This is a genomic window from Burkholderia seminalis, from assembly GCF_001718535.1.
GTDB classification, from domain to species: Bacteria; Pseudomonadota; Gammaproteobacteria; order Burkholderiales; family Burkholderiaceae; genus Burkholderia; species Burkholderia seminalis.
Genome location: NZ_CP013398.1, coordinates 2,739,514 through 2,766,285, shown reverse-complemented (window position 1 = coordinate 2,766,285; position 26,772 = coordinate 2,739,514). Strand labels below are relative to the sequence as shown.

Annotated in this window: 28 protein-coding genes and 1 tRNA gene; 17 read left to right on the top strand and 12 right to left on the bottom strand. The window is 67.9% G+C overall.

Features of this window, described 5'->3' with window-relative positions:
• Positions 1–42 precede the first annotated feature (42 nt).
• On the bottom strand, positions 43–759 hold the full coding sequence (locus WJ12_RS12520; protein ID WP_049032542.1) for a pseudouridine synthase: 717 nt from the start codon (positions 757–759) through the stop codon (positions 43–45).
• Positions 760–873: 114 nt separating this feature from the next.
• Here WJ12_RS12520 and copC point away from each other — a divergent pair, with 114 nt between their 5' ends.
• From copC to WJ12_RS12500, 4 genes are all read left to right on the top strand, one after another.
• Complete coding sequence (copC, locus tag WJ12_RS12515; RefSeq protein ID WP_059560328.1) at positions 874–1,248, top strand: copper homeostasis periplasmic binding protein CopC; 375 nt, start codon at positions 874–876, stop codon at positions 1,246–1,248.
• Positions 1,249–1,313: 65 nt separating this feature from the next.
• Positions 1,314–1,814 carry a DinB family protein gene (locus tag WJ12_RS12510; protein ID WP_034186295.1) on the top strand — a complete coding sequence of 167 codons (501 nt, stop codon included), beginning with the start codon at positions 1,314–1,316 and terminating at the stop codon, positions 1,812–1,814.
• 169 nt (positions 1,815–1,983) lie between these two features.
• Positions 1,984–2,757, top strand: coding sequence for an SDR family oxidoreductase (locus WJ12_RS12505; RefSeq protein ID WP_034186294.1), 774 nt, complete (start codon positions 1,984–1,986; stop codon positions 2,755–2,757).
• Positions 2,758–2,924: 167 nt separating this feature from the next.
• Positions 2,925–3,860 carry a LysR family transcriptional regulator gene (locus WJ12_RS12500; protein ID WP_034186293.1) on the top strand — a complete coding sequence of 312 codons (936 nt, stop codon included), beginning with the start codon at positions 2,925–2,927 and terminating at the stop codon, positions 3,858–3,860.
• Between the two features lie 36 nt (positions 3,861–3,896).
• On the opposite strand, the gene WJ12_RS12495 is transcribed toward WJ12_RS12500, so the two are convergent.
• On the bottom strand, positions 3,897–4,793 hold the full coding sequence (locus WJ12_RS12495) for a LysR family transcriptional regulator (protein WP_059560331.1): 897 nt from the start codon (positions 4,791–4,793) through the stop codon (positions 3,897–3,899).
• Positions 4,794–4,899: 106 nt separating this feature from the next.
• Between WJ12_RS12495 and WJ12_RS12490 the strand changes: the two genes are divergently transcribed.
• Entirely contained in the window at positions 4,900–5,790 is an 891-nt protein-coding gene (locus WJ12_RS12490; protein WP_059560334.1) for an alpha/beta fold hydrolase, read from the top strand.
• 101 nt (positions 5,791–5,891) lie between these two features.
• Here the strand turns inward: WJ12_RS12490 and WJ12_RS12485 are convergent, their stop codons facing one another.
• On the bottom strand, positions 5,892–6,629 hold the full coding sequence (locus tag WJ12_RS12485) for an SDR family oxidoreductase (protein ID WP_059560337.1): 738 nt from the start codon (positions 6,627–6,629) through the stop codon (positions 5,892–5,894).
• 120 nt (positions 6,630–6,749) lie between these two features.
• Between WJ12_RS12485 and WJ12_RS12480 the strand changes: the two genes are divergently transcribed.
• Positions 6,750–7,652: a LysR family transcriptional regulator gene (locus tag WJ12_RS12480; protein ID WP_049036359.1), complete on the top strand. Its 903-nt coding sequence runs from the start codon at positions 6,750–6,752 to the stop codon at positions 7,650–7,652.
• A gap of 28 nt (positions 7,653–7,680) precedes the next feature.
• On the opposite strand, the gene WJ12_RS36400 is transcribed toward WJ12_RS12480, so the two are convergent.
• The 4 genes from WJ12_RS36400 to WJ12_RS12465 all read right to left on the bottom strand — a co-directional run bounded on the left by WJ12_RS36400 (position 7,681) and on the right by WJ12_RS12465 (position 10,341).
• Positions 7,681–7,848, bottom strand: coding sequence for a hypothetical protein (locus WJ12_RS36400; protein ID WP_167361874.1), 168 nt, complete (start codon positions 7,846–7,848; stop codon positions 7,681–7,683).
• 151 nt (positions 7,849–7,999) lie between these two features.
• Positions 8,000–8,084: transfer RNA gene (locus WJ12_RS12475), tRNA-Leu, on the bottom strand.
• Positions 8,085–8,177: 93 nt separating this feature from the next.
• Positions 8,178–9,335, bottom strand: coding sequence for an ABC transporter substrate-binding protein (locus tag WJ12_RS12470; protein WP_034186288.1), 1,158 nt, complete (start codon positions 9,333–9,335; stop codon positions 8,178–8,180).
• A 64-nt stretch (positions 9,336–9,399) separates the two neighbouring features.
• Positions 9,400–10,341, bottom strand: coding sequence for a CysB family HTH-type transcriptional regulator (locus WJ12_RS12465; protein WP_034186287.1), 942 nt, complete (start codon positions 10,339–10,341; stop codon positions 9,400–9,402).
• Between the two features lie 214 nt (positions 10,342–10,555).
• Between WJ12_RS12465 and WJ12_RS12460 the strand changes: the two genes are divergently transcribed.
• From WJ12_RS12460 to cobA, 6 genes are all read left to right on the top strand, one after another.
• Positions 10,556–12,235 (top strand): nitrite/sulfite reductase, encoded by a 1,680-nt coding sequence (locus tag WJ12_RS12460; RefSeq protein WP_034186286.1) that lies wholly within the window; start codon positions 10,556–10,558, stop codon positions 12,233–12,235.
• Positions 12,236–12,260: 25 nt separating this feature from the next.
• Positions 12,261–12,827: a DUF934 domain-containing protein gene (locus tag WJ12_RS12455; RefSeq protein WP_059560340.1), complete on the top strand. Its 567-nt coding sequence runs from the start codon at positions 12,261–12,263 to the stop codon at positions 12,825–12,827.
• On the top strand, positions 12,824–13,567 hold the full coding sequence (locus WJ12_RS12450; RefSeq protein WP_059560341.1) for a phosphoadenylyl-sulfate reductase: 744 nt from the start codon (positions 12,824–12,826) through the stop codon (positions 13,565–13,567). Before WJ12_RS12455 ends, WJ12_RS12450 begins: the two co-directional genes overlap by 4 nt.
• A gap of 75 nt (positions 13,568–13,642) precedes the next feature.
• A complete protein-coding gene (cysD, locus tag WJ12_RS12445) occupies positions 13,643–14,605 on the top strand; it encodes a sulfate adenylyltransferase subunit CysD (RefSeq protein ID WP_034186283.1) in 963 nt (320 codons plus the stop codon).
• A gap of 22 nt (positions 14,606–14,627) precedes the next feature.
• Entirely contained in the window at positions 14,628–15,944 is a 1,317-nt protein-coding gene (locus WJ12_RS12440) for a sulfate adenylyltransferase subunit 1 (protein WP_034186282.1), read from the top strand.
• A gap of 86 nt (positions 15,945–16,030) precedes the next feature.
• Entirely contained in the window at positions 16,031–16,780 is a 750-nt protein-coding gene (cobA, locus tag WJ12_RS12435) for a uroporphyrinogen-III C-methyltransferase (protein ID WP_059560344.1), read from the top strand.
• Between the two features lie 122 nt (positions 16,781–16,902).
• Here the strand turns inward: cobA and WJ12_RS12430 are convergent, their stop codons facing one another.
• Genes WJ12_RS12430 through lptF form a run of 3 tightly spaced genes read right to left on the bottom strand, consistent with a single transcriptional unit; the run spans position 16,903 to position 19,557 of the window.
• Positions 16,903–17,286 (bottom strand): sirohydrochlorin chelatase, encoded by a 384-nt coding sequence (locus WJ12_RS12430; protein ID WP_059560410.1) that lies wholly within the window; start codon positions 17,284–17,286, stop codon positions 16,903–16,905.
• A 27-nt stretch (positions 17,287–17,313) separates the two neighbouring features.
• Positions 17,314–18,462 carry an LPS export ABC transporter permease LptG gene (gene lptG / locus WJ12_RS12425; protein ID WP_034186280.1) on the bottom strand — a complete coding sequence of 383 codons (1,149 nt, stop codon included), beginning with the start codon at positions 18,460–18,462 and terminating at the stop codon, positions 17,314–17,316.
• A 3-nt stretch (positions 18,463–18,465) separates the two neighbouring features.
• Positions 18,466–19,557, bottom strand: coding sequence for an LPS export ABC transporter permease LptF (lptF, locus tag WJ12_RS12420; RefSeq protein ID WP_034186279.1), 1,092 nt, complete (start codon positions 19,555–19,557; stop codon positions 18,466–18,468).
• A 122-nt stretch (positions 19,558–19,679) separates the two neighbouring features.
• Here lptF and WJ12_RS12415 point away from each other — a divergent pair, with 122 nt between their 5' ends.
• The 3 genes from WJ12_RS12415 to WJ12_RS12405 are packed head-to-tail and all read left to right on the top strand — an operon-like array spanning position 19,680 to position 22,375.
• Positions 19,680–21,191 carry a leucyl aminopeptidase gene (locus WJ12_RS12415; RefSeq protein ID WP_034186278.1) on the top strand — a complete coding sequence of 504 codons (1,512 nt, stop codon included), beginning with the start codon at positions 19,680–19,682 and terminating at the stop codon, positions 21,189–21,191.
• A gap of 34 nt (positions 21,192–21,225) precedes the next feature.
• Positions 21,226–21,642, top strand: a complete 417-nt coding sequence (locus WJ12_RS12410; protein WP_021160787.1) for a DNA polymerase III subunit chi — start codon at positions 21,226–21,228, stop codon at positions 21,640–21,642.
• Positions 21,643–21,667: 25 nt separating this feature from the next.
• Positions 21,668–22,375: a DUF2486 family protein gene (locus WJ12_RS12405; protein ID WP_059560347.1), complete on the top strand. Its 708-nt coding sequence runs from the start codon at positions 21,668–21,670 to the stop codon at positions 22,373–22,375.
• Between the two features lie 144 nt (positions 22,376–22,519).
• Here the strand turns inward: WJ12_RS12405 and WJ12_RS12400 are convergent, their stop codons facing one another.
• Together WJ12_RS12400 and ilvD are read right to left on the bottom strand one after the other, a co-directional pair.
• The gene (locus WJ12_RS12400; protein ID WP_059560349.1) at positions 22,520–22,846 is read right to left on the bottom strand and encodes a c-type cytochrome; all 327 of its coding nucleotides are present in this window, start codon (positions 22,844–22,846) and stop codon (positions 22,520–22,522) included.
• Positions 22,847–22,972: 126 nt separating this feature from the next.
• Positions 22,973–24,646 carry a dihydroxy-acid dehydratase gene (gene ilvD / locus WJ12_RS12395; RefSeq protein ID WP_034186275.1) on the bottom strand — a complete coding sequence of 558 codons (1,674 nt, stop codon included), beginning with the start codon at positions 24,644–24,646 and terminating at the stop codon, positions 22,973–22,975.
• A 134-nt stretch (positions 24,647–24,780) separates the two neighbouring features.
• Here ilvD and WJ12_RS12390 point away from each other — a divergent pair, with 134 nt between their 5' ends.
• Entirely contained in the window at positions 24,781–25,695 is a 915-nt protein-coding gene (locus WJ12_RS12390; protein ID WP_034186274.1) for a LysR family transcriptional regulator, read from the top strand.
• 98 nt (positions 25,696–25,793) lie between these two features.
• A complete protein-coding gene (gene lgt / locus WJ12_RS12385) occupies positions 25,794–26,684 on the top strand; it encodes a prolipoprotein diacylglyceryl transferase (protein WP_034186273.1) in 891 nt (296 codons plus the stop codon).
• The last annotated feature ends 88 nt before the right edge of the window (positions 26,685–26,772 follow it).

The following is a 26,772-nucleotide window of genomic DNA, read 5'->3' as shown; positions in this document are numbered from 1 at the left end:
CCCAGACGCGGCCGGGCACCGAACGGTCGTGCGGATTTTCCCTTACAGGGTTTTGACGGGATTGCGCAGCGCTGAAAGGTCGGCGTCGTCGAGCCACCGCCACGCGCCCGGCGCGAGATCGTCCGGCAGCGTGAAGCCGCCGATGCTTTCGCGGTGCAGCAATTCGACGCGATTGCTCGCCGCCGCCACCATGCGCTTGACCTGGTGGTATTTGCCTTCGAGGACGGTCAGCGCGAGCGCGTGCGTGTCGCGCGCGTCGGCGGCGACGGCCGCGATCGGCTTCGGCTCGCCGTGCAGCTGCACGCCGCCGCGCAGCGCGTTCAACTGCGCGTCGTCGAGCGGGTGGCGCACGGTCGCGACGTAGGTCTTCGGCACCTTGCGCTTCGGCGACGTGTACGCATGCACGAACTGGCCGTCGTCGGACAGCAGCAGCAGGCCGGTCGTGTCCTGGTCGAGGCGGCCGACGCACTGCACGCCGCGCGCGACGAGCGGCGCGGGCAGCAGGCTGAACACGCTCGCGTGGTGCTGCGGATCGCGCGAGCATTCGTAGCCGGCGGGCTTGTTGAGCGCGAGATACGCGCGTTCGTGGAACGGCCACGCCGTATCGTCGACCTCGAATACGAGGCCGTCGGTATCGAAGGTGGCGTCCGGATCGGTCGCGGCCGTGCCCGCGACGGCGACGCGGCCCGCTTCGATCAGGCCGCGGCACTGGCGGCGCGAGCCGAAACCCTGGGTGTAGAGAATGCTTTCGAGATCCATAGCGCGCGCATTCTATCAAGCGGCGGCGGATGACCGGCATGAACGCGCCTGCGCTGGTAAGCTGCCGGAACGCCGCGCGGGGTGCGGCACCCGTTCATGCTTCACGGAAAGTCCATGCGTTTCGATTCATTCCCGTTCGGTCGCCAGGCGGCCGCCGTCATCATTGCCGCCACCGTCTCGTCGGCTGCTTTCGCGCACGCGCATCTCGCGAAGAGCGATCCGGCGGCGGGCGCGGCGGTGGCCACCGCGCCGGCTGCCGTCACGATCGACTTCACCGAGCCGCTGGAGCCGGCATTCAGCTCGATCGTCGTCGTCGACGGCGGCGGCAAGACGGTGTCGGACGGCCGTGCGCGCATCGACGCGTCGAACCGCAAGCGGATGACGGTGCCGCTCGCGGCAGTCGGCGCCGGTGCCTATACGGTGAAATGGGTGGCCGTCGCGACCGACGGGCACCGCACGCAGGGCGCGTACGGCTTCAGCGTGAAGTGACGCAACGGCGGCGGCAGGCCCGTGCCAGGGTTGTCGTCGCCCTTATCCGACAGGGAGTTTCCCGCATGAATCCGACGACGCTCGATGCACTCGCCGATTTCCCCCGTCAACTCGAAGCGCATTTCGCGGCCGTGCCCGACGGCTATGCGCGCTGGACACCCGACGACTGGGCCGGGATTCCGAGCGAGCATTTCTCGCCACTCGGGCAGCTCTGCCACGTGCGCGACATCGAGATCGACGGCTATCAGGTGCGGTTACGGCGGATGCTCGACGAAGACCGGCCGCTGCTCGTGTCGCTCGACGGCGACGCGCTCGCGATCGAGCGCCGCTACACCGATGCGTACGCATCCGACGTGCTCGCGGCGATCCGCGACGCGCGACGCGAAACGCTGGAGTTGCTGTCGCGCCTCACGCCCGAGCAGTTCGAGCGCACCGGCGAGTTCGAAGGCTACGGTCCGTTGACCGTGCGCGGGCTCGTCCACTACCTGTGCAGCCACGACCAGCAGCATCTGGCCGGCATGCAGTGGCTGCTCGGCAAGATCGACGCGGCGCTTTACGCGCGCTGAAGCGCCGGCCTTCGCAAGCATGATCCGGTGCCGCCGTCGGTACGGCAGACCACGGATTTGCGTCCGAATTGGATCGGTTTTCTGGATAATCCATCCAGCCGCGACCGGCTGACCCGCGCGTGGCACGTGCCTACACTCCTAGCTTCGCTCAACGAAAAAGGAGTCAACCGTGGCAACTCATACGCTCGCAGACAAGGTCGTCCTGATCGCAGGCGGCGCGAAGAATCTCGGCGGCCTGATCGCCCGGGATCTGGCCGGCCACGGCGCGAAGGCGGTGGCGATTCACTACAACAGCGCGGCGTCGCAGGCCCAGGCCGAGGAAACGGCCGCCGCCGTGCGCGCGGCCGGCGCGGAAGCCGCGACGTTCCAGGGCGACCTGACGACGGCCGCCGCGGTCGAGAAGCTGTTCGACGACGCGAAGCAGCGCTTCGGCAAGATCGACATCGCGATCAACACGGTCGGCAAGGTGCTGAAGAAGCCGTTCACCGAGATCAGCGAGGCCGAGTACGACGAGATGTTCGCGGTCAACAGCAAGTCCGCGTTCTTCTTCATCAAGGAAGCCGGGCGGCATCTCGAGGATCACGGCAAGCTCGTCACGCTCGTGACGTCGCTGCTCGGCGCGTTCACGCCGTTCTATGCGGCGTACGAAGGGTCGAAGGCGCCGGTCGAGCACTTCACGCGCGCGGCGTCGAAGGAATACGGCGCCCGCGGGATCTCGGTGACGGCCGTCGGGCCGGGCCCGATGGATACGCCGTTCTTCTATCCGGCCGAGGGCGCCGACGCGGTCGCGTATCACAAGACGGCGGCCGCGCTGTCGCCGTTCAGCAAGACCGGCCTGACCGACATCGAGGACGTCGTGCCGTTCATCCGCCATCTCGTCACCGACGGCTGGTGGATCACGGGCCAGACGATCCTGATCAACGGCGGGTACACGACGAAGTAACCGGGCCGTTCACGCGCCGCGCGGCGCACCGCAATGGCGCGTTTGCGTGGACAATGAACGGGCGTGCAGCCGCGAGGCCGCGCGCCCGTTTTCGTTGTGCCGCCGGACCGTGCCGCGATGGGCGGCGGCTGGCGGCGACCGCCGTCCGAACCTACGTTCCCCCGCCGATGGACAAGCTGGATCAGGTCAGAATCTTCCTGCAGGTTGCCGAAATGGGCAGCTTCATCAAGGCCGCGCACGCGCTCGACGTGCCGCGCGCAACCGTGTCGGCGGCCGTCCAGCAGCTCGAGACGGGGCTCGGCACGCGCCTCCTGCATCGCACGACGCGCCAGGTGCAGCTCACCGCCGACGGTGCGCTGCTGCTCGAGCGCGGCCGGCGCCTGCTCGCGGAGGCCGACGAACTCGACCGCCTGTTCCGCCGCCGCGACCGCGACGTCGTCGGACGGCTGAACGTCGACGTGCCGAGCCGGATCGCGCGCCGCGTCGTGGCGCCCGCGCTGCCGTCGCTGTTCCGCCGCTACCCGAAGCTGCAACTGTCGCTCGGCTCGACCGATCGCTCGATCGACCTCGTGCAGGAGGGCGTCGACTGCGCGATCCGCGTCGGGCGGCTCGCGGACAGCAGCCTCGTCGTGCGGCCGCTCGGGCAGTTCACGCTGATCAACTGCGCGAGTCCCGACTACCTGCGCGAATGCGGCGTGCCCGAGCATCCGGATGCGCTCGCGCACGGGCACTGGGCGATCGGTTATGCGTCGCCGACGACGGGGCGCGAGCTCGGATGGGAGTACTGCGTCGACGGGCAGACGCACATGCTGACGCTGCCGAGCCGCGTGATCGTCAACAATGCGGAAACCTACATCGCCGGCTGCATTGCCGGCATGGGGCTGATCCAGATTCCGCGGTTCGACGTCGAGCATCTGCTGGAAAGCGGCGCGCTCGTCGACGTGATGCCCGGCCACCGCGCCGCGCCGATGGACGTGTCGGCCGTGTATCCGCATCGCCGGCATCGGTCGCGCCGGCTCAATGCGTTCGTCGAGTGGTTCGGCGAGTTGATGACGGATGCGCTGACGGGGACGGCGGTGGGGCCGGGCACGGAAGGCGACTGACGGCAGCCGGGTGGCGCGGCCGCCGTCGCGCATGTTTCAGCCGTCCGGTGCCGCGAATCGCCTGTCGCGCCCGGCATCCCGCACCGCGTCGATCAATGCCGCGCCTGGGCCGTCGGGCTTCGCGGCAAACGCATAGAAGCGCGCGGCCGGCAGCGCGGGCAGCCCGTCCCGCGGCCCGCATTCGCGCAGGCCGTTGCGCAGCTGGCTACGTGCAAGCGCGGTGACCGCGAAGCCGGCGAGCGCGGCCGACACGCAGCCGGCCATGCTGCTGCTCTCGAACCGTACGCGGAACGGCCGCAGCGCGGCGGCGAGCGCCGCGACGGCCGCTTCGCGATAGACGCACGGCTGCGGAAACAGCGCAAGCGGCACTTCGCCGTCCGCGTCGAGCGCGCGATCCGACGCGTAGGCCCACACGAGCGGTTCTTCCCACAGCAGTTCGCCCGGTGTATCGACCTGCCGGCACTGCTTGCCGAATACGACGTCGAGCCGGCCGAGCGTCTGTTCGCGCAGCAGCGACGCGGTGATCCCGACCTTCAGCTCGATCGATGTACGCGGGTGGCGGTCGCGGAACGCGCGCAGCACCTGCGGCAGCCACGCCCCGGCAAAGTCCTCCGACGCGCCGATGCGCAGCGGCCCGTGCGCCGGCGCGCCGCGCAGCCGGGCGCGCACTTCGCGCTCCATGTCGACGATGTTGCGCGCGTAGGCGTACAGCGTGTCGCCGGCCGGCGTGAGCGCGACGCGCCGCGTCGTGCGCGCCAGCAGCACGGTGCCGGCCGCCTGTTCGAGCCGCTTGATGTGGCCGCTGACGGCCGACGGAGTGAGCGCGAGGCGGTCGGCGGCCGGTGCGAACCCGCGGCTGTCGACGACTTCGAGGAAGGTACGCAGCAGCGTGATGTCGAGCGCGGTCGATGCAGGATCGGTCAGCGGTTCCATCGATCGATTCAACGTGGAATTCAATGAATGAATCATGATACTCCGTGAATCGTGATGAAATGCCGGCCTACCATCGTGCGCTCAGGCTGGCCCAACGGAGTACACGATGACGACCTATATGCATGCGACGACCGCGTCGCTCGATATTGCCTATCTCGAATGGAATCCGCGCGGCGAGCGCGTGGCCGTGCTGCTGCACGGCTGGCCGGACAGCCCCGTCGGCTGGGCCGCGGTGGCCGAGACGCTTGCCGCGCGCGGCTACCGCGTGCTGGCACCCGCGCTGCGCGGCTTCGCGCCGACGCGCTTTCGCGACGCATCCGTGCCGCGCAGCGGCCAGCTCGCGGCGCTCGGGCGCGACCTGCTCGAATTCGTCGATGCGCTCGGCGTCGCGCGGCCCGTGCTGGTCGGGCACGACTGGGGCGCACGCGCGGTCGCGAACGCGTGCGGGCTGCGCGACGGCGCCGCGTCGCATCTGGTGATGCTGTCGGTCGGGTACGGCACCAACGATCCACGCCAGCCGCTGTCGCTGCAGCAGGCGCGCAACTACTGGTATCACTGGTTCATGGCGACGCCGCGCGGCGAGCAGGCGCTGCGCGACGATCGCCGCGCGTTTGCCCGCCTGATGTGGGATACGTGGTCGCCGGCCGGCTGGTATCGCGACGGCGATTTCGAGGCGGCGGCGGCCGCGTTCGACGGTCCCGACTGGATCGACGTCGTGCTGCATTCGTACCGGCATCGCTGGGGCTTCGCGCCGGGCACGCCGGCTTATGCCGACGACGATGCGCGGCTGAACCCGGCGCCCGTGCTGTCGCTGCCGACCCTCGTGTTGCACGGCGGCGCGGACACCTGCAACCATCCGGACAGCTCAGCCGGGCGCGAACGGTTCTTCGCCGGCCGCTACGAGCGGCAGATCCTGGACTCGGTCGGACACTTTCCGCAGCGCGAGGCGCCGGCGGCCGTCGCGGACGCGATCCTGCGGTTCTGCGAGCGCGATTGACGCGCTGAGCAGGCCGAAGCCGCTGGACGCACCGGTGACGAGGACAACTTGCTTCATGGTCGATCTCCTGGCGGAAAGATGAGGCGGCTCCGAGCGGTTCGTCAGCACATGCCGCCGTTGGCGCGCAGGATCTGGCCGTTGATCCACGCACCCTCCGGGCCGGCGAGGAACGCGACGACGCGCGCGATGTCGTCAGGCTGGCCGAGCCGCTCGAGCGGGTTCAGCTTCGCGAGCCGATCGACCAGTTCGGGGCTCTTGCCCTGCAGGAACAGTTCGGTCGCCACCGGCCCCGGCGCGACGGCATTCACACGGATGCCGCGCCCGCGCATTTCCTGCGCGAGCACCTGCGTGAGGCTTTCGACCGCCGCCTTGCTGGCGACGTACACGCCGTAAGTCGGCATGCGCATGCCGATCACGCTGGTCGACAGGTTGATGATGGATCCACCGTCGCGCACGCGTCTTGCCGCTTCGCGGCATACGTTGAACGTGCCTTTCACGTTGATGGCCATCGTTTCGTCGAAGAGCGCGTCGTCGCAGTCGGCGATCGCCGCCAGCTTCATCACGCCCGCGGAATTGACCACCGCGTCGAGGCCGCCGAATGCCTCGCGGGCGGCGTCGAACAGTGCGGCCACGGCCGCCGGGTCGGCGACGTTCGCCTGCACCGCGATGGCCTGGCCACCGTCGGCGACGATCGCGTCGACCACTTCGCGGGCCGGCCCGGCGCTGCCGGCATAATTGACGACGACCCGGAAGCCGTCTCGCGCGAGTGCGCGGGCGATTTCAGCACCGATGCCACGCGACGAACCCGTGACGAGGGCGACCTGTTCCGATGTGCTCATGTCCTGCTCCTGATGAGGGTGGAATGCCGTTCGATCCGGCGACAGGATTGACTGTAGGCTTCCTCGATTAATAAAAATAATGAATAATGATCAGTCAATAAATGACTAAAAGTATGTCTGATGAGATTCGACAGCAGGCTGCTCAGCGGTATCGGCGTGCTCTCCGCGGTGATCGAGGCCGGCACCTTCGCGCGGGCGGGCGAGGCGATGGGGCTGACGCAACCGGCGGTGAGTCGTGCGGTCGCCCGGCTGGAAGAACGGGTCGGCATCCGGATCTTCAACCGGACGGCACGCGCGATCACGTTGACCGACGAAGGGCGACGCTTTTACGAGGCGGTCGCGCCGCTGCTGGCCGGCATCGAGGAGGCGGCGCTCGACGCCGGCCAGTCGAAGGCGCGCGTGAAGGGGCGGCTGCGCGTGAACGTGGACGGCACGTTCGGCCACTACGTGCTCGCGCCGCGGATGGCGGCATTCCTCGACCGCTTTCCCGACCTCGAGGTCGAGATCAGCGCGCGGGACCGAATGGGCGACCTCGTCGCCGACGGCTTCGATGTGGCAGTGCGCTTCGGCATCCCGGAGCCGTCGTCATATCGTGCGCGACTGCTGCTCGAGACGCGCGTGTTGACCTGCGCGTCGGCCGCATACGTCGCGCGGCATGGCGAACCGCGGCACCCTCGCGATCTCGCGGACGGTCACCAGTGCGTGCTGATCCGCGATCCGGTGACGGGGCGGCCGTACGAATGGGAATTTCATCGAGGCAAGGAAGTCGTGCCGGTCGACGCCGCCGGCCGGCTGACGGTGAACGATACCGGCGGGCTGCTCGGCGCGTGCCTGGGCGGCGTCGGCATCGCGCAACTGCTCGAACTCTATGCGCGCGACGTCCTTGCCGAAGGGCGATTGGTCCAGTTGCTGCCGGAATGGGCGGACGAGACGTTCCCGCTTTATGCGTATCACCATGCGTCGAACCTGGTCGCCGCGAAAGTGCGGGTGTTTCTCGATTTCGTCCGCGAATTGATGGCCTGAGCACGTCGGGCGGCAGGACGCCATCGGTTCATTCGGTGCGATGCGGAATGTCGTCCGGGAACGGGTAGGGCGCATGCGGCCCCGGCCAGTCGGGCACCGGCGGTTCGCGAAGCAGGTTGCATCCGCCCAGCATGATCGACAGCAGGGCGACGAGCACGCCGACGCGGGTCGGGCGTGAAATCACACGCTTGGACATGGCTTGCCTCCGTGCCGCGTTCCCTGATGCTTGGACTGTCGGGGGCGGGGGCGCGTTGCGGCGCGCATCGCATGCGGACAAAAACAAAAAACCCGCGAAGCGGCGAGCTTGCGCGGGTTTCGAGTGCGCAGCGCATGACGCTGCGAAAGACTGGTGCCCAGGGCCGGAATCGAACCGGCACGCCTTGCGGCGGGGGATTTTGAGTCCCCTGCGTCTACCAATTTCACCACCTGGGCTTGTTCGTGGCCGCGCAGGCGAGTGCGCGGCGAAACGCGGATTATGGCGGAAATCCGGATGCCGGGCAAGCCACCCCGGCATCCGGGCGCCAGTCACTGGCTCAGGTAGACGAACCGGCCTTGCTTCACGATCCCCATCACGCTCGCGCGCTGATCGAGCCCCACGTGATCCTTGTCGCTCGTGTTGACGACGCCGTTCGGCACGACGAGCTCGTGCGCGCGTTCGAGCTCGTGCCGCAGCGCGGCGCGGAACGCGGGCGTGCCGGGTTGCGCGGCCTTCAGCGCGCGGCCGACCGCGTCGGCGAGGCGCGGGTAGACGCCCGCCGCGTCGCCCGCGAACTGCGTGACCGTGCCGGCGCCGTACTTCGCCTCGTACGCGTCGACGAACGCGAGCGCGGCCTTGCGGGCCGGATGGTCGGCCGGCAGCGTGCGCGCGACGACCACCGGCTGGGTCGGGAACAGCGTGCCGTCGACGTCCTTGCCGCCGAGCTTGATGAATTCCGGCGTCGCGATCCCGTGCGTCTGGTAAATCGGGCCCTTGTAGCCGCGCTCGATCAGCGTGCGCTGCGGCAGCACGGCCGGCGTGCCCGAGCCCGCGATCAGGATCGCGTCGGGTTTCGCCGCGATCAGCTTCAGCGCCTGGCCGGTGACGCTCGCGTCGGTGCGGTTGAAGCGCTCGGTCGCGACGACGCGGATCTTGCGGAGATCGGCGAAGCGCGTGAACTCGTTCAGCCAGCTGTCGCCGTAGCTGTCCGCGAAGCCGATGAAGCCGACCGTCTTCACGCCGTGGTTCGCCATGTAGCGCGTCATCACGTCGGCCATCGCCCGGTCGCCTTGGGCCATCTTGAACGCCCAGGTGCGCGCGCCTTCCTGCGGCTCGACGATCGCGCCGGAGCCGACCAGCGTGATCATTGGCGTCTGCGCGGCCGCGACCGCGTCGAGCGCCGCGAGCGCGGCCGGCGTGATGTTCGGCCCGACCACGACGTCGACGTGATCCTCGTCGACCAGCTTGCGGATGTTGCGCACCGCGGCGCCCGGATCGGATGCGTCGTCGAGCACCGTCACCTGCACCGGCTGGCCGGCGATCGTCTTCGGCCACATCAGGATCGCGTTCTTGCTGGTGATGCCGATCGCGGCGGCCGGGCCGGTCGACGACAGGTCGACGCCGACCTTCAGGTCGGCATGCGCGGCCGCGCAGGCCAGGACGAGGGCGGCGCCGGCGGCGCGGCGCAACAGGGCGGGAAGCGTCATGCGGGAATCTCCGTCGGGCAGCAAAAAGGGGCGCGATATGCGCCCCGCTGTTTATACACGCCGGTCAAAGCTCGTACGATTCGGATTCGCCCTTGAGCGCCTGCTCGATCAGCTTGCGGTTCAGGGTCGGCGACAGCAGTTCGACGAGCGTATACACATAGCTGCGCAGGTAGGCGCCCTGCTTGAGCGCGACACGCGTCACGTTGCTGCCGAACAGGTGGCCAACCGGAATCAGCCGCAGGTTGCGGTCGCGCTCCGGGTTGAACGCGATGTCGGCCATGATGCCGACGCCGAGGCCGAGTTCGACGTAGGTCTTGATCACGTCGGCGTCGATCGCCTCCAGCACGATGTCCGGCGACAGCCCGCGCAACGCGAACGCGTGATTGATCTTCTTGCGGCCCGCGAACGCGTCGTCATAGGTGATCAGCGGGTACTGCGCGAGATCGTCGAGCGTCGGCGGCTTGCGTTCGAGCAGCGGATGGTCGGCCGGCACGACGGCCGCATGGTGCCACTGGAAGCAGGGCAGCGACACGAGCTCCTTGTAGTCGGAGATCGCCTCGGTCGCGATCGCGAGATCGGCCTGGTCGTGGATCACCATCTCGGCCACCTGCGTCGGGCTGCCTTGCAGGATCGACAGGTGCACCTTCGGGAAGCGTTTCTTGAATTCGGCGATCGCGGCCGGCAGCGAGTAGCGGGCCTGCGTGTGGGTCGCGGCGATGGTCAGGTTGCCCTGGTCCTGTGCGGCATAATCCTTCCCGACCCTTTTAAGGCTTTCAACCTCCTGGAGGATCCGCTCGACCGACGCGAGGATGATCCTGCCCGGCTCGGTGAGCGAGCGCACGCGCTTGCCGTGCCGCGTGAAGATCTCCACGCCGAGCTCGTCCTCGAGCTCGATGATCGCCTTGGATACCCCCGGTTGGGACGTGTAGAGCGCCTTCGCGGCCTCGGTGAGGTTGAAATTCTGCCGGACGGCCTCGCGCACGAAGCGAAATTGGTGCAGGTTCATTTATAACCCTTCCGCATATCAACAGAATTTTTTAGTCGTTTGAAATATAAGGCGAGTTTATTACGATTCACCCGAGTTTTTCAAATATGGATATCTGTTTTCGTCATTAGCAATCCACCCGGTAGCGGATGGGGGCGATGACGGCGGAACGGAGATTCGGGCGCGACGTGGCTAGGACGTCGCGCGGTCACCACGAAAACCCTGGGGTCCCCGAATGTATCAGTACGACCAATACGACCAGACGATCGTCGACGAGCGTGTCGCGCAGTACCGCGATCAGGTGCGCCGCCGGCTGTCGGGCGAGTTGAGCGAGGAAGAATTCCGTCCGCTGCGCCTGCAGAACGGCCTGTACATGCAGCGTCACGCGTACATGCACCGCATCGCGATTCCGTACGGCAACCTGCGCAGCGACCAGCTCCGGATGCTGGCGCGCATCGCCCGCGAACACGACCGCGGCTACGGTCACTTCTCGACCCGCTCGAACATCCAGTTCAACTGGATCGAGCTGGAAGACACGCCCGAGATCCTCGCGAAGCTCGCGTCGGTGCAGATGCACGGCATCCAGACGTCGGGCAACTGCATCCGCAACATCACGGCCGACCAGTTCGCCGGCGTCGCGCAGGACGAGGAGATCGATCCGCGCCCGTGGGCCGAGATCCTGCGCCAGTGGTCGACGTTCCATCCCGAATTCGCGTGGCTGCCGCGCAAGTTCAAGATCGCGGTGTCGGGCTCGAAGGACGACCGCGCGGCCGTGCAGATCCACGACCTCGGCGTGTACCTGAAGAAGAACGCGCAGGGCGAGGTGGTCGCGAGCATCCTCGCGGGCGGCGGTCTCGGCCGTACGCCGATCATCGGCGCGGTGATCAAGGAAGATCTGCCGTGGCAGCACCTGCTGACCTACTGCGAAGCCGTGCTGCGCGTATACAACCGTTACGGCCGGCGCGACAACCTGTACAAGGCGCGCATCAAGATCCTCGTGAAGGCGCTGTCGCCCGCGAAGTTCGCGCAACAGGTCGAGGAAGAGTGGCAGCACCTGAAGGACGGCCCGTCGACGCTCACGCAGGCCGAGCTCGACCGCGTGTCGCAGTATTTCGCGCCGCCCGTCTACGAGAAGCTGGCCGACACCGACGCATCGTTCGAGCAGCACCTGCTCGAGAACAAGGCGTTCGCGCGCTGGGTCGAGCGTAACGTCGCGCCGCACAAGGTGGCCGGTTATGCGGCCGTCACACTGTCGCTGAAGGATCACCGCGTGGCGCCGGGAGACGCGACCGACGCGCAGATGGAACTGGTGGCCGACTGGGCCGACGCTTACTCGTTCGGCGAGCTGCGCGTGTCGCACGAGCAGAACCTGATTCTCGCGAACGTGAAGAAGCGCGACCTGTTCGCGTTGTGGGAAAAGGCGAAGGCGGCCGGTTTCGCGACGCCGAACATCGGCCTCCTGACCGACGTCATCGCGTGCCCGGGCGGCGATTTCTGCTCGCTCGCGAACGCGAAGTCGATCCCGATCGCGCTGGCGATCCAGCAGCGTTTCGACGATCTCGACTATGTGCACGACCTCGGCGACCTGTCGCTGAACATTTCCGGTTGCATGAACTCGTGCGGCCACCACCACGTCGGCAACATCGGCATCCTCGGCGTCGACAAGGACGGCGCCGAGTGGTACCAGGTGTCGCTCGGCGGCGAGCAGGGCACGGGCCGGAACGGCGCGCGCCTCGGCCGCGTGATCGGGCCGTCGTTCTCGGCGGAAGAAGTGCCGGGCGTCATCGCGAAGCTGATCGACACGTTCGTCGAGGCGCGCATCGACGGCGAGCGCTTCGTCGACACGTACGACCGCATCGGCCTCGCGCCGTTCAAGGAGCGCGTGTATGCGGCGCGCCAGGCAGTGAACGCGTAACCCACCGGCTACAAGGAATTTGCAGATGGCTTCGATTATCAAGAACCGCGCAGTGATCGACGACGCATGGCAGGTCGTGCGCGCGGCGGAAGACGGTGCGCTGCCCGCGGTCGACGCATTGCCGGCCGGCAAGGTGCTGGTGCCGTTCGCGTTTTGGCAGGCCGAGCGCGCGGCGCTCGTCGCCGCGAAGACGAAGGACGAACTCGGCGTGTGGCTCGCGCCGGACAGCGAGCCGGCCGATCTCGCGGCCGATTTCGGCGCGATTTCGCTGATCGCCGTCGATTTCCCGCGCTTCGCGGACGGCCGCGGTTACAGCATCGCGCGCCTGTTGCGCGAGCGTCACGGCTGGACGGGCGAGCTGCGCGCGATTGGCGACGTGCTGCGCGACCAGCTGCTGTACCTGTCGCGTTGCGGCTTCGACGCATTCGCGGTGCGCGCCGACAAGGACATCCACGACGCGCTGAACGCGTTCGCGGAATTCACGCAGCGTTACCAGGGCGCGTTCGACGAGCCGGCGCCGCTGTTCCGCCGCCGCGCGGCCGACGTAGCGACGCCCGACGTAGCGACGCCCGACGCGAAGGTGAGCGCATGAGCACCGCCACCGCGCTGACGCCGGCACTCGCCGCGAAGGTCGAGCGCCTCGACGCGCTGCTCGCGCGGATCGGCGCCCGTCACGACAAGGTGAAGTTCGCGAGCAGCCTCGCGGCGGAAGACATGCTGCTCACGCACGCGATCCTGTCGAAGGGCGTGTCGATCGGCATCTTCTCGCTGAATACGGGCCGCCTGCACGCGGAAACGCTCGGCATGATCGACCGCGTGCGCGAGCGCTACGGCTACGAGATCGAGCAGTTCCACCCGCGGCAGGACGCGGTCGACCAGTATGTCGCGGAGCACGGCCTGAACGCGTTCTACGAGAGCGTCGAGCTGCGCAAGTCGTGCTGCCACATCCGCAAGGTCGAGCCGCTGAACCGCGCGCTGGCCGACGTCGGCGCGTGGGTCACCGGCCAGCGCCGCGAGCAGTCGGTCACGCGGGCCGAGCTGCACGAGGAAGAACAGGACGAAGCGCGCGGGATCGCGAAGTACAACCCGCTGGCCGACTGGACGGAAGCCGACGTATGGGCGTACCTCGACGCGTTTGACGTGCCGGTCAACCCGCTGCATGCTCGCGGCTACCCGAGCATCGGCTGCGAGCCGTGCACGCGGGCGATCCGTCCCGGCGAGGACAGCCGGGCGGGCCGCTGGTGGTGGGAATCGCGCGATACGAAGGAATGCGGCCTGCACATCTCGATCACGCCGATTCCCGCGGCGGCCGATGCTGGCGCCGCGCACTGAACGCCTACAAGAAACTGACTATTGCGCCGCCCGCGACAGCGGGCGGCACGAACCCAGAAGAGAAGGACTGAAATCATGAGCACGACGCTCGAGCAATCCGCCTTTGCCCCGGCCTCCGGCGCGGACAGCCGCATGGGCCACCTCGACTGGCTCGAAGCCGAGTCGATCCACATCCTGCGCGAGCTGGTTGCCGAGTGCAGCAAGCCGGCGCTGCTGTTCTCGGGCGGCAAGGATTCGGTCGTCGTGCTGCATCTGGCCCTGAAAGCGTTCGGCCTCGGCGCGAACCGCAAGACGACGCTGCCGTTCCCGCTCGTGCACATCGACACGGGCCACAACTACGAGGAAGTGATCGACTTCCGCGACCGCCGCGCGCAGGAACTGGGCGCCGAGCTGGTCGTCGGGCACGTCGAGGATTCGATCAAGCGCGGCACGGTCGTGCTGCGCCGCGAGACCGATTCGCGCAACGCCGCGCAGGCCGTCACGCTGCTCGAGACGATCGAGGCGCACGGCTACACCGCGCTGATCGGCGGCGCGCGCCGCGACGAAGAGAAGGCGCGTGCGAAGGAACGGATCTTCTCGTTCCGCGACGAATTCGGCCAGTGGGATCCGAAGGCGCAGCGCCCGGAACTGTGGAGCCTGTACAACGCCCGCCTGCACAAGGGCGAGCACCTGCGCGTGTTCCCGATCTCGAACTGGACCGAGCTCGACGTGTGGCAGTACATCGCGCGCGAGAACCTCGAACTGCCGTCGATCTACTACGCGCATCAGCGCGAGATCGTGCGCCGCAACGGGCTGCTCGTGCCCGTCACGCCGCTCACGCCGATGCGTGAAGGCGAGTCGAGCGAGTTCGCGCAGGTGCGCTTCCGCACGGTCGGCGACATCAGCTGCACGTGCCCGGTCGAGAGCGATGCGGACGACGTCGAGAAGATCATCGCCGAGACGGCGGTGACCGAGATCACCGAGCGCGGCGCGACCCGGATGGACGACCAGGCCTCCGAAGCCGCGATGGAACAGCGCAAGAAGCAAGGTTATTTCTGAAGCACACGAGGACATTCACATCATGAGCATCATCGAGAACACCGAAGACCTCGGCGTGCTGCGCTTCATCACCGCAGGCAGCGTCGACGACGGCAAGAGCACGCTGATCGGCCGCCTGCTGTACGACAGCAAGGCCGTGCTGTCCGACCAGCTGTCCGCGCTGTCGCGTGCGAAGAACAAGCGCACCGTCGGCGACGAGCTCGACCTCGCGCTGCTGACCGACGGGCTGGAAGCCGAGCGCGAGCAGGGCATCACGATCGACGTCGCGTACCGCTATTTCGCGACCGCGAAGCGCAAGTTCATCATCGCCGACACGCCGGGCCACGAGCAGTACACGCGCAACATGGTGACCGGCGCGTCGACCGCGCACGCGGCGATCATCCTGATCGACGCGACGCGCGTGACGATCGAGAACGGCGTCGCGGAACTGTTGCCGCAGACCAAGCGCCACAGCGCGATCGTCAAGCTGCTGGGGCTGCAGCACGTGATCGTCGCGATCAACAAGATGGACCTCGTCGACCACAGCGAGGCGCGCTTCAACGAGATCCGCGATGCGTACGTGGCGCTCGCGAAGCAGCTCGGCCTGACCGACGTGCGCTTCGTGCCGGTGTCGGCGCTGAAGGGCGACAACATCGTCGGCGCGAGCGAGCGCATGCCGTGGTACGCGGGCGAGCCGCTCCTCGACGTGCTCGAGTCGCTGCCGGTCGAGACGCAGGCGCATGACGCGCTGCGCTTCCCGGTGCAGTGGGTCGCGCGCCAGGACGGCAGCTCGGCCGACGACTTCCGCGGCTACATGGGCCGGATCGAGTCGGGCGAAGTGAAGGTGGGCGACGAGATCGTCGTGCTGCCGTCGAACCGCACGGCAACGATCGCCGAGATCGTCGCGCCGGTGCCGGGCGGCACCGCGTCGGTCGCGCACGCGTTCGCGGGCCAGACGGTGACGATCCGCCTCGAGGAAGATGTCGACGTGTCGCGCGGCGACATGTTCGTCACGACCGCCGAGCCGGTCGAGCCGGCGAAGAAGCTCGAGGCCGACCTGTGCTGGTTCGACGAAGCGCCACTGTCGCCGCAGCGCAAGTACCTGCTGAAGCAGACCACGAGCACGGTGTTCGCGAAGATCGGCGCGGTCAAGCAGGTGCTCGACGTGCATACGCTGTCGCACGCGACCGACCGTCAGGACCTGAAGATGAACGACATCGGCCGCGTCGCGCTGACGCTGCAGAAGCCGATCGTCTGCGACACGTACGATGCGCACCCGGGCACCGGCGCGTTCGTGCTGATCGATGAGGCGACGCACCACACGGTCGCCGCCGGCATGATCCGGGCGTTCTCGGCGTAATCGTCAATCTGCGCGGCGAACCGCGCCGCCGCACGGCGGCGCGGGCCGCCCGCAAACGTCCGCAAGGACGAAGCGAAGCGACAAACATGGGCAAGGTGTATCTGATCGGAGCAGGGCCGGGCGCGGCCGACCTCATCACGGTGCGCGGCATGCGGCTGCTCGAGCAAGCCGACGTCGTGCTGCACGACGCGCTCGTCGAGCCGGCGATGCTCGACTACGCGCCGAACGCGCGAAAGATCGCGGTCGGCAAGCGCTGCGGGCAGCGCTCGACCGCGCAGCATTTCATCAACAAGCAGATCGTCGATGCGGCGCGCGAACACGCGTGCGTCGTGCGGCTGAAGGGCGGCGATCCGATGCTGTTCGGCCGCGCCGAAGAGGAAATGCGTGCGCTCGAGGCGGCCGGCATCGACTACGAGGTCGTGCCGGGCATCACCGCGGCGCTGGCCGGCGCCGCGACGCTGAAGCGATCGCTGACGTTGCGCGGTGTGTCGCGCAGCGTCGCGTTCGCGACGCACAGTCGCGCGCCGGGCAGCGACGAGATTCGCGAAGCCGCGCGCGCCGATTCGATCGTCTACTACATGGGCCGCGACAGGGCGCCCGGCATCGCGCAGGAGCTGATCGACGCCGGCCGGGCGCCGGCGACACCCGTCGCGATCGTCGAGGCATGCAGCACCGTGCGCGAGCGCTCGCTGACGCTGACGCTCGCGCAGATGGCGGCGGGCGACGCGCAGGCGTGGCTCGATCCCGCCGAACCGAGCCTGCTGATGATCGGCGATGCATTCGCCGAGCGCGTGCGGCTCGCAAAAGACAGCGACGCGTTGCGCAGTGCCGCTTGAGTCGCGCGCGCGGCGCGGCCAAGCGAGGTAGCGATTGCTGCCGGATTGCCGCCGGTTCGCGGGCGTAAAAAAAGCGCCGGCTTTCGAAGCCGGCGCTTTTTTGTTTGGGGCGGCGGATTCGCTCAGGCGTCGTCGCCGAGCTGGCCGAGACAGTAGCGTGCGATCGCGTCGAGCACGCCGTCGTCTTCGCCGACGGCCGTCGCGCAGCGGATCTCGACCGCCGGATGCGCGGTGCGGCAGGCATCGACGAGCTGCGGCAGGTCGCGGCGGACATGGCCGCCCTGGCCGAAGAACACGGGCACCACGGTGATGCGCGTGCAGCCGGCGGCGACTTGCGCGGCAACGGCGTCGGCGAGCGACGGCGTCATCAGCTCGAGGAACGCGAGCGACACGCGCGGGGCAGCGGAGCCTGCGCCGCGCAGCCGCGCGGCGAGCCGCTCGAACGGCTCGGCCCAGCGCGGATCGCGGGCGCCGTGGCCGAACAGGACGATGCCGTGCGAACTCATGTCGATGCCTCCGTCGTCATGCGGCACTCAGTGCCGGTCGACCCACTTGAGCGCGAACAGGCCGAGCGCGAGATAGATCAGGCCCGGGGTCGCCGCGGTGAGCGGCGCGGGCCACGTGTTCAGCGTGCCGATGTGCGAGAACAGCGTGTTGAGCAGCTGGAAGCTCATGCCGAGCATGATGCCGCCGAACACCTTCACGCCGACCACACCCGCGCGCGTGTGCAGGTACGCGAACGGCAGCGACAGCACGAGCATCACGAACACCGCGAACGGATACAGCAGCTTGCGCCACAGCGCGATGTCGTAGCGCTGGGTGTCCTGCTGATTCTCGCGCAAGTGCTGGATGTAGCGGAACAGGTTGATGAGCGACATGCGCTCCGGCGACACGAGCAGCACCGACAGGATCTGCGGCGTCAGGTCCGAGCGCAGCCGGTATTCGGGCAGCGACACCTGCTGCGACCGGTACACGGGGTTCAGCGCGTCGGCCGGCTGGCCGCTGACCGGCTTGATCGGCGTGAGCTCCGTCTCGGTGACGCCCTTCAGCAGCCAGTGGCCGGGCGGCTCGTAGCGGCCCGTCTGCGCGATCCGGACGTTCTGCAGCTGGAACTTCGAGTCGAATTCGTAGATGCGCACGTTGCTGATCGTCGAGTCGGGCGACAGGCTGCCGACGTTGACGAAGCGCGTGACCTGCTCGCCGTTTTCGCGGGCCGCGAGCGTGTCCTTCACCCACACGCCCGACTGGAAGTTCGACGATACCGATGCGCCGAGCGCCTGCAGCCGCACGCGTTCGGACAGCTGGTCGGCGTACGGGCCGACGAATTCGCCGATCAGGTAGGTGACGATCACGAGCGGCACGCCGATTTTCAGCAGCGAGCGCAGCGCCTGGTTGGTCGCGAGGCCCGACACGCGGAAGATCGTGAATTCCGAGTTCGCGGCCATCTGCGCGAACACGTAGATCGCGCTGATCAGCGCGGCGACCGGGATGATCTCGTAGAAGCGCGACGGCGTCTGCAGCGCGACGCGCAGCACCGCGTAGCCGAACTTGTAGTTCCCGTGCCCGACCGAGTTCAGTTCGCTGATCAGGTCGAAGAAGAAGAACAGGCCCGAGAACGCGAACAGGATGAAGATGAACGTGACGTAGATCTGTCGCGCGAAGTACTTTTCATAGAGCCGCATCGATCATGCTCCCGAGCGGCCGAACAGCGCGCGTGTCAATAACGGACGATTGCGCACGCGCAACCAGAAGATGAACGCGACGATCGCCGCGACGACCAGGTGCAGGCCGACGAGGCCCACGCCGAACGACATCTTGCCCTGCTCGATCTGCGCCTGCACGACGTTCAGCAGGTTCGAGTAAGTAAGGTAGATCAGCACGGCCATCACGAGGTTGATCGTGCGGCTGCGGCGCGGGTTCTGGTACGACAGCGGAATGCCGAGGACCATCAGGTTGATCGCGATCAGCGGCAGCCCCGCGCGCCACGCGAATTCCGCGAGGTTGTCGCGCGTCGGGTTGCGCAGCAGGTCGGGCGTCGGCGTGCTGTTGGTGGTCGGCACGTTGGTGACCGGGGTGCTGGTGATCTTCACGCCGTAGCGCTCGAACTCCATGATCTTGAAGTTCGGCTGGCCGGGCGTGCCGTCGTAGCGGCGGCCGTCTTCCAGGACGACGAAACGGCTGCCGTCGCGCGTCTCCGTATGACCCGTCTGCGACACGACCACGTTGACCTTGCCGTTCTCGGTCGACGTGACGAACACGTTCTGCACCTTGCTCTGGTCGGGCGTCATCTTCTCGATGAAGAACACGCGGTGGTTCGCGGCCGACTCGCGGAACTGGCCCGGCGCGAGCAGCGAGATCTCGTCGCGCTGCTGGAAGCGTGCCTTGATCATCTTGCTCTGCTGGTTCGACCACGGCCAGCCGACGAACGCGAAGAAGGCGATCAGCAGGACGATCGGCGTGGCGAACACGCCGATCGGCTTGATGAGGCGCGTGAGGCTCACGCCCGACGCGAGCCACACCACCATTTCGGAGTCCCGGTACCACCGGGTCAGCACGAACAGGATCGACACGAACAGCGTGACGACGAGCATCACGGCGAGATAGCCGATCACGGTCAGGCCGATCAGCACGAGCACGTCCCGCGGATCGATTTCACCGGACGCGGCGTAGCCGACGATGCGGATCATCATCGTCGTGAGCATGATCGTGAGCAGCACCATGAACACGGCGCCAGCCGTATACGCAAGCTCGCGCTGGAGGGAGCGTTCGAAGATCATTCTTGATGAGAAGAGGGCGGGAGGCGGCGCACGCGTGGTGGAGCGCTCGCGCCGCCACGGGAAAAATAGCGGATAATTGCGGCTTTCATCCTTAGCCCAGATTTTATCCGAGGACAAGCGCGATGGACTTTAGCATAAAAGGCTGTGATTGGAGCAAAGGCGAGGCCAAGGGGTTCCTGACCGGGAAGTCCGACTGCATCGTGCTCGGCATCTTCGAGGCGCAGACGCTTTCGGGCGCGGCGCTCGACATCGACACGGCCACCAAGGGGCTGATTTCGCGCATGGTGAAGGCCGGCGACATGGACGGCAAGCGCGGCAAGACGCTGTTCCTGCACGAAGTGTCGGGCATCGGCGCGTCGCGCGTGCTGCTCGTCGGCCTCGGCAAACAGGATGCTTTCAATCAGAAAGCCTATAACGACGCGGTGACGGCCGCGTGGCGCGCGCTGCTGGCGACCAAGGTCGTCCAGGTCACGTTCTCGCTCGCGCAACTGCCGGTCGACGAGCGCAGCTCCGACTGGGGCGTGCGTGCGGCGATTCTCGCGCTGCGCAACGAGACCTACCGCTTCACGCAGATGAAGAGCAAGCCGGAACCGGCGTCGCACACGCTCAAGCGCGTCGTGTTCAGCGTCGACCCGGCCGACGAGAAGGCCGCGAAGGTCGCGGTCAAGCAGGCCGTCGCGCTCGCGAACGGGATGGATCTGACCCGCGACCTCGGCAACCTGCCCGGCAACGTCTGCACGCCGACCTACCTCGGCAACACCGCGAAGAAGATCGCGAAGGATTGGGGCCTGAAGGCCGAAGTCCTCGGGCTCAAGCAGATCCAGGCGCTGAAGATGGGCTCGTTCCTGTCGGTCGCGCGTGCGTCGGTCGAGCCGCCCCAGTTCATCGTGCTGCACTACCAGGGCGCCGCCGCGAAGGCCGCGCCGGTCGTGCTGGTCGGCAAGGGCATCACGTTCGACACGGGCGGCATCTCGCTGAAGCCGGGCGAGGGCATGGACGAGATGAAGTACGACATGTGCGGCGCCGGCTCCGTGCTCGGCACGATGCGCGCGGTCGCCGAGATGGGGCTGAAGATCAACGTCGTCGCGATCGTGCCGACCTGCGAGAACATGCCGGGCGGCAACGCGACGAAGCCGGGCGATATCGTCACCAGCATGAAGGGCCTGACGATCGAAGTGCTGAATACCGACGCCGAAGGCCGCCTGATCCTGTGCGATGCGCTCACGTATGCCGAGCGCTTCAAGCCGGCGGCGGTGATCGACGTCGCGACGCTGACGGGCGCGTGCGTGATCGCGCTGGGCGGCCACAACAGCGGCCTGTTCTCGACCGACGACGCGCTCGCGGGCGAACTGCTCGACGCGTCGCGCGAGGCGAACGATCCGGCGTGGCGCATGCCGCTCGACGACGAGTACCAGGACCAGCTGAAGTCGAACTTCGCGGATCTCGCGAACATCGGCGGCCGTCCGGCCGGCGCGGTGACGGCCGCGTGTTTCCTGTCGCGCTTCACCGACAGCTACCCGTGGGCCCACCTCGACATCGCGGGCACCGCGTGGAAGGGCGGCGCGGCGAAGGGGGCGACGGGCCGTCCGGTGCCGTTGCTCGCGCAGTTCCTGATCGACCGCGCCGGCCAGTGATGGCGGTGCAGACGACGATGCGGGTACGCGGGCAATGACGCGGATCGATTTCCACTCGAACGTCGGCGATTCGCTCGCGTACGCGTGCCGGCTGCTGCGCAAGGCCTACCAGGCCGGGCAGCCGGTCGTCGTGCTCGCCGAGCCCGCGCGCCTGCGCGCGCTCGACGAGCGGCTCTGGACGTTCTCGCCGCTCGATTTCATCCCGCATTGCGGCGTCGACAGCGAGCACGCAGCCGGCACGCCGATCGTGCTGGCGGCCGATCTCGACCGCGCGCCGCATCACCACGTGCTGCTGAACCTCGGCGCGGCCGTGCCCGCGCAGTTCGCCCGCTTCGAGCGTCTGCTCGAAGTGGTCGGCAATGCGCCGGACGAGCTGGCCGCGGGCCGCGACCGCTACCGGTTCTACCGCGACCGCGGATACGCGCTGAACAACTACAAGCAAGGCAGCTAGCCGCAACCGTCGACGGAGTGTTGCCGTGACACAAGCCGATTCATCCTCGATCCCGACGCTGACCGACGTGCTGGTGCCGGGCAAGCCGGTGCCGGCGCGCGCGTCCGCGCCCGGCGCGTCGCAGCCGCACGAGCGCACGGCGATTCCGGTGCTCACTGACGTGATCGCACCGGGCGATGCCATGAAAATCGGGGCCGACCCCGAAGCCGTCGTGGTCGAGCCGGTGCCGACGCCGCACGTGTCGGCGATCGCGTTGCCGGGCGACGTGGCAACGGCCGAGGCGGCCGCGATGGGCGAAACCGATGCGCCGGCCGAAACCGGCGCCACGGAGCATGTGGTCGCCGAAGACACGGCGGCGATGAATGCACCGCTGCGGTCGTCGCTGGCCGACGACACCGTGCCGCGGCACGCGCTCGCCGCGATGGCGCACGAAGCGGCCGGGCCGGCGCCTGAAACGGCGATGCCGGATACCGCCGCGGCAGCAGGGCTGACGCCGGAGGATGCGCAGCACATCGCCGAGCGCCTGCGCAATCGGCTGACGAACTATCTGACCGGAGCGGGTCGCGACGCGATCGAGGAACGCTGTCGCGACGCGCTGCATGAGCATTCGGCCTGGCTCGTCGGGCAGGTCACGCGCGAGGTGGCGCTCGCGCTGGAGACCGAGGTCATGGACTGGGTCCGCGACGCGGTCGATGAAGAGATCGCACGCCGCCGCGCCGGCCATTCCGGCTGAACGCGCGGTCGCTCCGCGGCGGAAAAGAGGGGGCGGTCCCGGCAAGTGCCGGTAAGGTGGCCGTCAAGGCACCGGCCGGCCGGTGCAGGGCCGCCTGACGGCAAACGCGCGGCACAACGGCGACCGGTGTCCGGGGCATCCGGATCAGCGCACCGACAGCACCCATTGCGCGAGCGTATGGGCTTCGGTATTCGTCAGTTGCGTATTGGCGGGCATCGGCACGCTGCCCCATACGCCGACGCTGCCTTTCACGATCGATTGGGCCAGGTAGTCGACGGCGTCGCCGCGTGCCGCGTACTTGCCGGCGATATCGTGGAACGACGGGCCCATCAGCGGCTTGGTCACCGCGTGGCAGGCCATGCAGTTCTTGCGCTGCGCCAGCGCGAGCCCGTCGGCCTGGTCGGCACGCGCGGCGGCCGCGCCGCCGGCCAGCAGCGTCACGAGCAGCGCGCGCAATATCGTCTGTTTCATGCGGTTCTCCGCCGGCGGGGACAGCCGGCCTCATGGTCCGCGCATTATAGAAGCAAAGGGAAGGCGCGTTTTGCGCGTTCCCCGGCGGCCGTGCCTGTTGGGGCCGCATGCCGCGACGCGCTCACGTCACCCCGTAACGGCCCCCTGGTTCGCCGGCCGGGCGAGCGCCGCGAATTTCGCGAGCACGCCGCGCGTATAGCGGGGCGCCGGCTGGCGCCATGCGGCGCGGCGTCGTGCGAGCTCCGCGTCGTCCACATTCAGCTGCAGCAGCAGCCGGTGCGCGTCGATCGTGATCGAGTCGCCTTCCTGCACGAGCGCGATCGTGCCGCCGACGAACGCCTCCGGCGCGACGTGGCCGACCACCATGCCCCAGGTGCCGCCCGAGAAGCGGCCGTCCGTGATGAAGCCGACCGATTCGCCGAGCCCCTTGCCGATGATCGCGGAGGTCGGCGCGAGCATTTCCGGCATGCCGGGGCCGCCTTGCGGGCCGAGATAGCGCAGCACGAGGATGTCGCCCGCGCGGATCCGGTCGCCGAGGATCGCATCCATCGCGCTCTGTTCGTCGTCGAACACGCGGGCCGGGCCGGTGATCACCGGGTTCTTCAGGCCGGTGATCTTAGCGACCGCGCCGTCTTCCGCGAGATTGCCCTTCAGGATCGCCAGGTGGCCTTCCTGGTACAGCGCGCGGTCGATCGGGAAGATCACGTCCTGGTCGGCGCGCGGCACGCTCGGCACGTCCTTCAGTTCGTCGGCGATCGTGCGACCGGTGATCGTCATGCAGTCGCCGTGCAGCAGTCCCGCGTCGAGCAGGATCTTCAGCACCTGCGGAATCCCGCCGGCGCGGTGCAGGTCGGTCGCCACATACTTCCCTGACGGCTTCAGGTCGCAGATCACGGGCACGCGCTTGCGGATGCGCTCGAAATCGTCGATCGTCCAGTCGACCTCGGCCGCGTGCGCGATCGCGAGATAGTGCAGCACCGCATTGGTCGAGCCGCCCGTGGCCATGATCACCGACACGGCGTTCTCGATCGCTTCCTTCGTGATGATGTCGCGCGGCTTCAGGTCGCGCTTCACGGCCTCGACGAGCACCCGCGCCGATTCGGCGGCCGAATCGACCTTCTCCTGGTCGGGGTTCGCCATCGTCGACGAATACAGCAGCGACATGCCGAGCGCCTCGAACGACGAGCTCATCGTGTTCGCGGTGTACATGCCGCCGCACGAGCCCGACGTCGGGCACGCGTTCTTCTCGACCCCTTCGAAGTCCTCCTGCGACATCCGGCCCGCGGTGAATTCGCCGACGGCCTCGAACGACGACACGATCGTCAGGTCGCGGCCCTTCCAGTTGCCCGGGCGGATCGTGCCGCCGTACACGTAGATGCCCGGCACGTTCAGGCGCGCGAGCGCGATCATGCCGCCCGGCATGTTCTTGTCGCAGCCGCCGACCACCACCACGCCGTCCATCCATTGGCCCTGCACGCAGGTCTCGATGCAGTCGGCGATCACCTCGCGCGACACGAGCGAGTACTTCATCCCCTCGGTGCCCATCGACATGCCGTCCGAAATCGTCGGCGTGCCGAAGATCTGCGGATTCGCGCCGGACGCCTTCACGGCCTCGACGGCCGCGTCCGACAGGCGCTGCAGGCCGGAATTGCATGGCGTGATCGTCGAATGGCCGTTCGCGATGCCGATCATCGGCTTGTCGAAATCGTCCTTCTGGTAGCCGAGTGCGTAATACATCGAGCGGTTCGGCGAACGGGCCACGCCTTGCGTGATGTGCTTCGAGCGACGGTTGTACGACATGGGGGGCTCCATCGTTGTGTGGGCGTCGCTCGTGAGGGCGCGCCGGTTTGGGTCAATCAAGAATGGAGTTTCCGGATTGGGATGTCCAATATATTATTTGTCGCCTATTAAGTCTTTTTGCGAATGAGTCAAGCATGGCCGATCCGACACCCGACTTGCGCCAGTGGCGTTATTTCGCGACCGTGGCCGACGAACGCCATTTCGGCCGCGCGGCCGAGCGCCTGTCGATGACGCAGCCGCCGCTGTCGCAGGCGATCCGCGCGCTCGAGGACGCGCTGGGCGTCGCGTTGTTCGTGCGCACCAAGCGTTCGGTGGCGCTGACGGCGGTCGGCGCGGCGCTGTTGCCCGACGTGCGCCGGCTGCTGGCATCGGCCGATGCGCTGCCGCCGCTCGCGCGGCGGCTCGCGCGCGGCGAGGCCGGCTCGCTGTCGCTCGCGTTCGTGTCGACCGCGGATTACGGGCTGCTGCCGTCGCTGCTGCGCGCGTTCGGCGCACGCTATCCGCAGGTGCGCCTGCAGCTCGCGGAGGCGACGAGCGACGTGCAGATCGACGAACTCGTCGCCGGGCGCATCGACGCGGGACTCGTCATTCCACCGGTGCCGCCGCGCCACGCAGCCGGCCTGTCGTACCTGCCCGTGGTGCGCGAGCCGCTGGTGGTCGCGATGCCCGCCGCGGCATCCGATGCGGCCGAAGACGTGCCCGTGCACCTCGCCGAAGTGGCCGCGCTGCCGCTCGTGATCTTTCCGCGCCGTTTGGCGCCCGGCTTTTATGACATCATTACGGGCTGCTACGGCGCGGCGGGGGAAACCCCGCGCATCGGCCAGGAGGCGATCCAGATGCAGACGATCGTCAGCCTCGTGTCGGCCGGCATGGGCGTCGCACTGGTGCCGCAATCGCTGCGTAACCTGCGGCGCACCGGTGTGGTCTACCGGCCGCTTGCCGGGCACGCGCCGGTCGTCGAGACCGGCCTCGTGTGGCGCACGGGCGACGTGAGTCCCGTGCTGGCCGGCTTCATCGACGTCGTGCGCGCGCACGGCCCCGCCGCGTGACGTGAACGATGGCGCGCCGGTGCCGTCCAATGCGCGGTGCCGCGTAGTGCTGCGCAGCGCGACTGCCGTACCGCATTCGAAAACTTCTTCGCTAACCCATGATCATTCACCCGAATTTCGACCCCGTTGCGATCCATCTCGGGCCGCTGGCCGTGCGCTGGTATGGCCTCATGTATCTCGTCGGCTTCATCGCGGCGATCGTCGTCGGCCGGATCCGCCTGAAGCTGCCGCATGTCGCCGCGCAGGGCTGGACCGCGAAGGACATCGACGACATGATGTTCTACGGCGTGCTCGGCACCGTGCTCGGCGGCCGGCTCGGTTATGTGTTGTTCTACAAGGCCGATTTCTATTTCTCGCATCCGCTCGACGTGTTCAAGGTGTGGGAGGGCGGCATGTCGTTTCACGGCGGCTTCCTCGGCGTCACGCTCGCGATGATGCTGTTCGCGTGGCAGCGCAAGCGCCCGTGGCTGCAGGTCACCGACTTCGTCGCGCCGATGGTGCCGACGGGGCTCGCGGCCGGGCGCCTCGGCAACTTCATCAACGGCGAGCTGTGGGGCCGCGTGACCGACCCCGCCGCACCGTGGGCGATGCTGTTCCCGGGCGCGATGCGCGACGACGCGGCCTGGCTGCCGAAGCATCCGGCGCTCGTCGAGCAGTGGCATCTCGCCGACGTGTTCATGCAATACCAGATGCTGCCGCGCCATCCTTCGCAGCTCTATGAAATCGCGCTCGAAGGCATCGCGCTGTTCTTCGCGTTGTTTTTCTTCGCGCGCAAGCCGCGGCCGATGGGCGCCGTGTCCGCGCTGTTCCTGATCGGCTACGGCCTCGCCCGTTTCACGGTCGAGTTCGCGCGCGAGCCCGACGACTTCCTCGGCCTGCTTGCACTGGGCCTGTCGATGGGGCAGTGGCTGTCGCTGCCGATGATCCTCGCGGGCGTCGCGCTGATGGCCTGGGCGTATCGCCGCCGTGCGGCGAACGCCGCCGCGTAATGTGAAATCGATGCGCGCGCAACCGTCGCGCGCATCGGCAATCTGCAGGCGCATAAAAAACGCCGGCCCTCGGGCCGGCGTTTTTCGT

Excerpts from the sequence above, each read along its gene's own strand:
- WJ12_RS12520 (WP_049032542.1), bottom strand. The coding sequence starts at position 759 with ATGGATCTCGAAAGCATTCTCTACACCCAGGGTTTCGGCTCGCGCCGC.
- copC (WP_059560328.1), top strand. The coding sequence starts at position 874 with ATGCGTTTCGATTCATTCCCGTTCGGTCGCCAGGCGGCCGCCGTCATC.
- WJ12_RS12510 (WP_034186295.1), top strand. The coding sequence starts at position 1,314 with ATGAATCCGACGACGCTCGATGCACTCGCCGATTTCCCCCGTCAACTC.
- WJ12_RS12500 (WP_034186293.1), top strand. The coding sequence starts at position 2,925 with ATGGACAAGCTGGATCAGGTCAGAATCTTCCTGCAGGTTGCCGAAATG.
- WJ12_RS12495 (WP_059560331.1), bottom strand. The coding sequence starts at position 4,793 with ATGGAACCGCTGACCGATCCTGCATCGACCGCGCTCGACATCACGCTG.
- WJ12_RS12490 (WP_059560334.1), top strand. The coding sequence starts at position 4,900 with ATGACGACCTATATGCATGCGACGACCGCGTCGCTCGATATTGCCTAT.
- WJ12_RS12485 (WP_059560337.1), bottom strand. The coding sequence starts at position 6,629 with ATGAGCACATCGGAACAGGTCGCCCTCGTCACGGGTTCGTCGCGTGGC.
- WJ12_RS12480 (WP_049036359.1), top strand. The coding sequence starts at position 6,750 with ATGAGATTCGACAGCAGGCTGCTCAGCGGTATCGGCGTGCTCTCCGCG.
- WJ12_RS36400 (WP_167361874.1), bottom strand. The coding sequence starts at position 7,848 with ATGTCCAAGCGTGTGATTTCACGCCCGACCCGCGTCGGCGTGCTCGTC.
- WJ12_RS12470 (WP_034186288.1), bottom strand. The coding sequence starts at position 9,335 with ATGACGCTTCCCGCCCTGTTGCGCCGCGCCGCCGGCGCCGCCCTCGTC.
- WJ12_RS12465 (WP_034186287.1), bottom strand. The coding sequence starts at position 10,341 with ATGAACCTGCACCAATTTCGCTTCGTGCGCGAGGCCGTCCGGCAGAAT.
- WJ12_RS12460 (WP_034186286.1), top strand. The coding sequence starts at position 10,556 with ATGTATCAGTACGACCAATACGACCAGACGATCGTCGACGAGCGTGTC.
- WJ12_RS12455 (WP_059560340.1), top strand. The coding sequence starts at position 12,261 with ATGGCTTCGATTATCAAGAACCGCGCAGTGATCGACGACGCATGGCAG.
- WJ12_RS12450 (WP_059560341.1), top strand. The coding sequence starts at position 12,824 with ATGAGCACCGCCACCGCGCTGACGCCGGCACTCGCCGCGAAGGTCGAG.
- cysD (WP_034186283.1), top strand. The coding sequence starts at position 13,643 with ATGAGCACGACGCTCGAGCAATCCGCCTTTGCCCCGGCCTCCGGCGCG.
- WJ12_RS12440 (WP_034186282.1), top strand. The coding sequence starts at position 14,628 with ATGAGCATCATCGAGAACACCGAAGACCTCGGCGTGCTGCGCTTCATC.
- cobA (WP_059560344.1), top strand. The coding sequence starts at position 16,031 with ATGGGCAAGGTGTATCTGATCGGAGCAGGGCCGGGCGCGGCCGACCTC.
- WJ12_RS12430 (WP_059560410.1), bottom strand. The coding sequence starts at position 17,286 with ATGAGTTCGCACGGCATCGTCCTGTTCGGCCACGGCGCCCGCGATCCG.
- lptG (WP_034186280.1), bottom strand. The coding sequence starts at position 18,462 with ATGCGGCTCTATGAAAAGTACTTCGCGCGACAGATCTACGTCACGTTC.
- lptF (WP_034186279.1), bottom strand. The coding sequence starts at position 19,557 with ATGATCTTCGAACGCTCCCTCCAGCGCGAGCTTGCGTATACGGCTGGC.
- WJ12_RS12415 (WP_034186278.1), top strand. The coding sequence starts at position 19,680 with ATGGACTTTAGCATAAAAGGCTGTGATTGGAGCAAAGGCGAGGCCAAG.
- WJ12_RS12410 (WP_021160787.1), top strand. The coding sequence starts at position 21,226 with ATGACGCGGATCGATTTCCACTCGAACGTCGGCGATTCGCTCGCGTAC.
- WJ12_RS12400 (WP_059560349.1), bottom strand. The coding sequence starts at position 22,846 with ATGAAACAGACGATATTGCGCGCGCTGCTCGTGACGCTGCTGGCCGGC.
- ilvD (WP_034186275.1), bottom strand. The coding sequence starts at position 24,646 with ATGTCGTACAACCGTCGCTCGAAGCACATCACGCAAGGCGTGGCCCGT.
- WJ12_RS12390 (WP_034186274.1), top strand. The coding sequence starts at position 24,781 with ATGGCCGATCCGACACCCGACTTGCGCCAGTGGCGTTATTTCGCGACC.
- lgt (WP_034186273.1), top strand. The coding sequence starts at position 25,794 with ATGATCATTCACCCGAATTTCGACCCCGTTGCGATCCATCTCGGGCCG.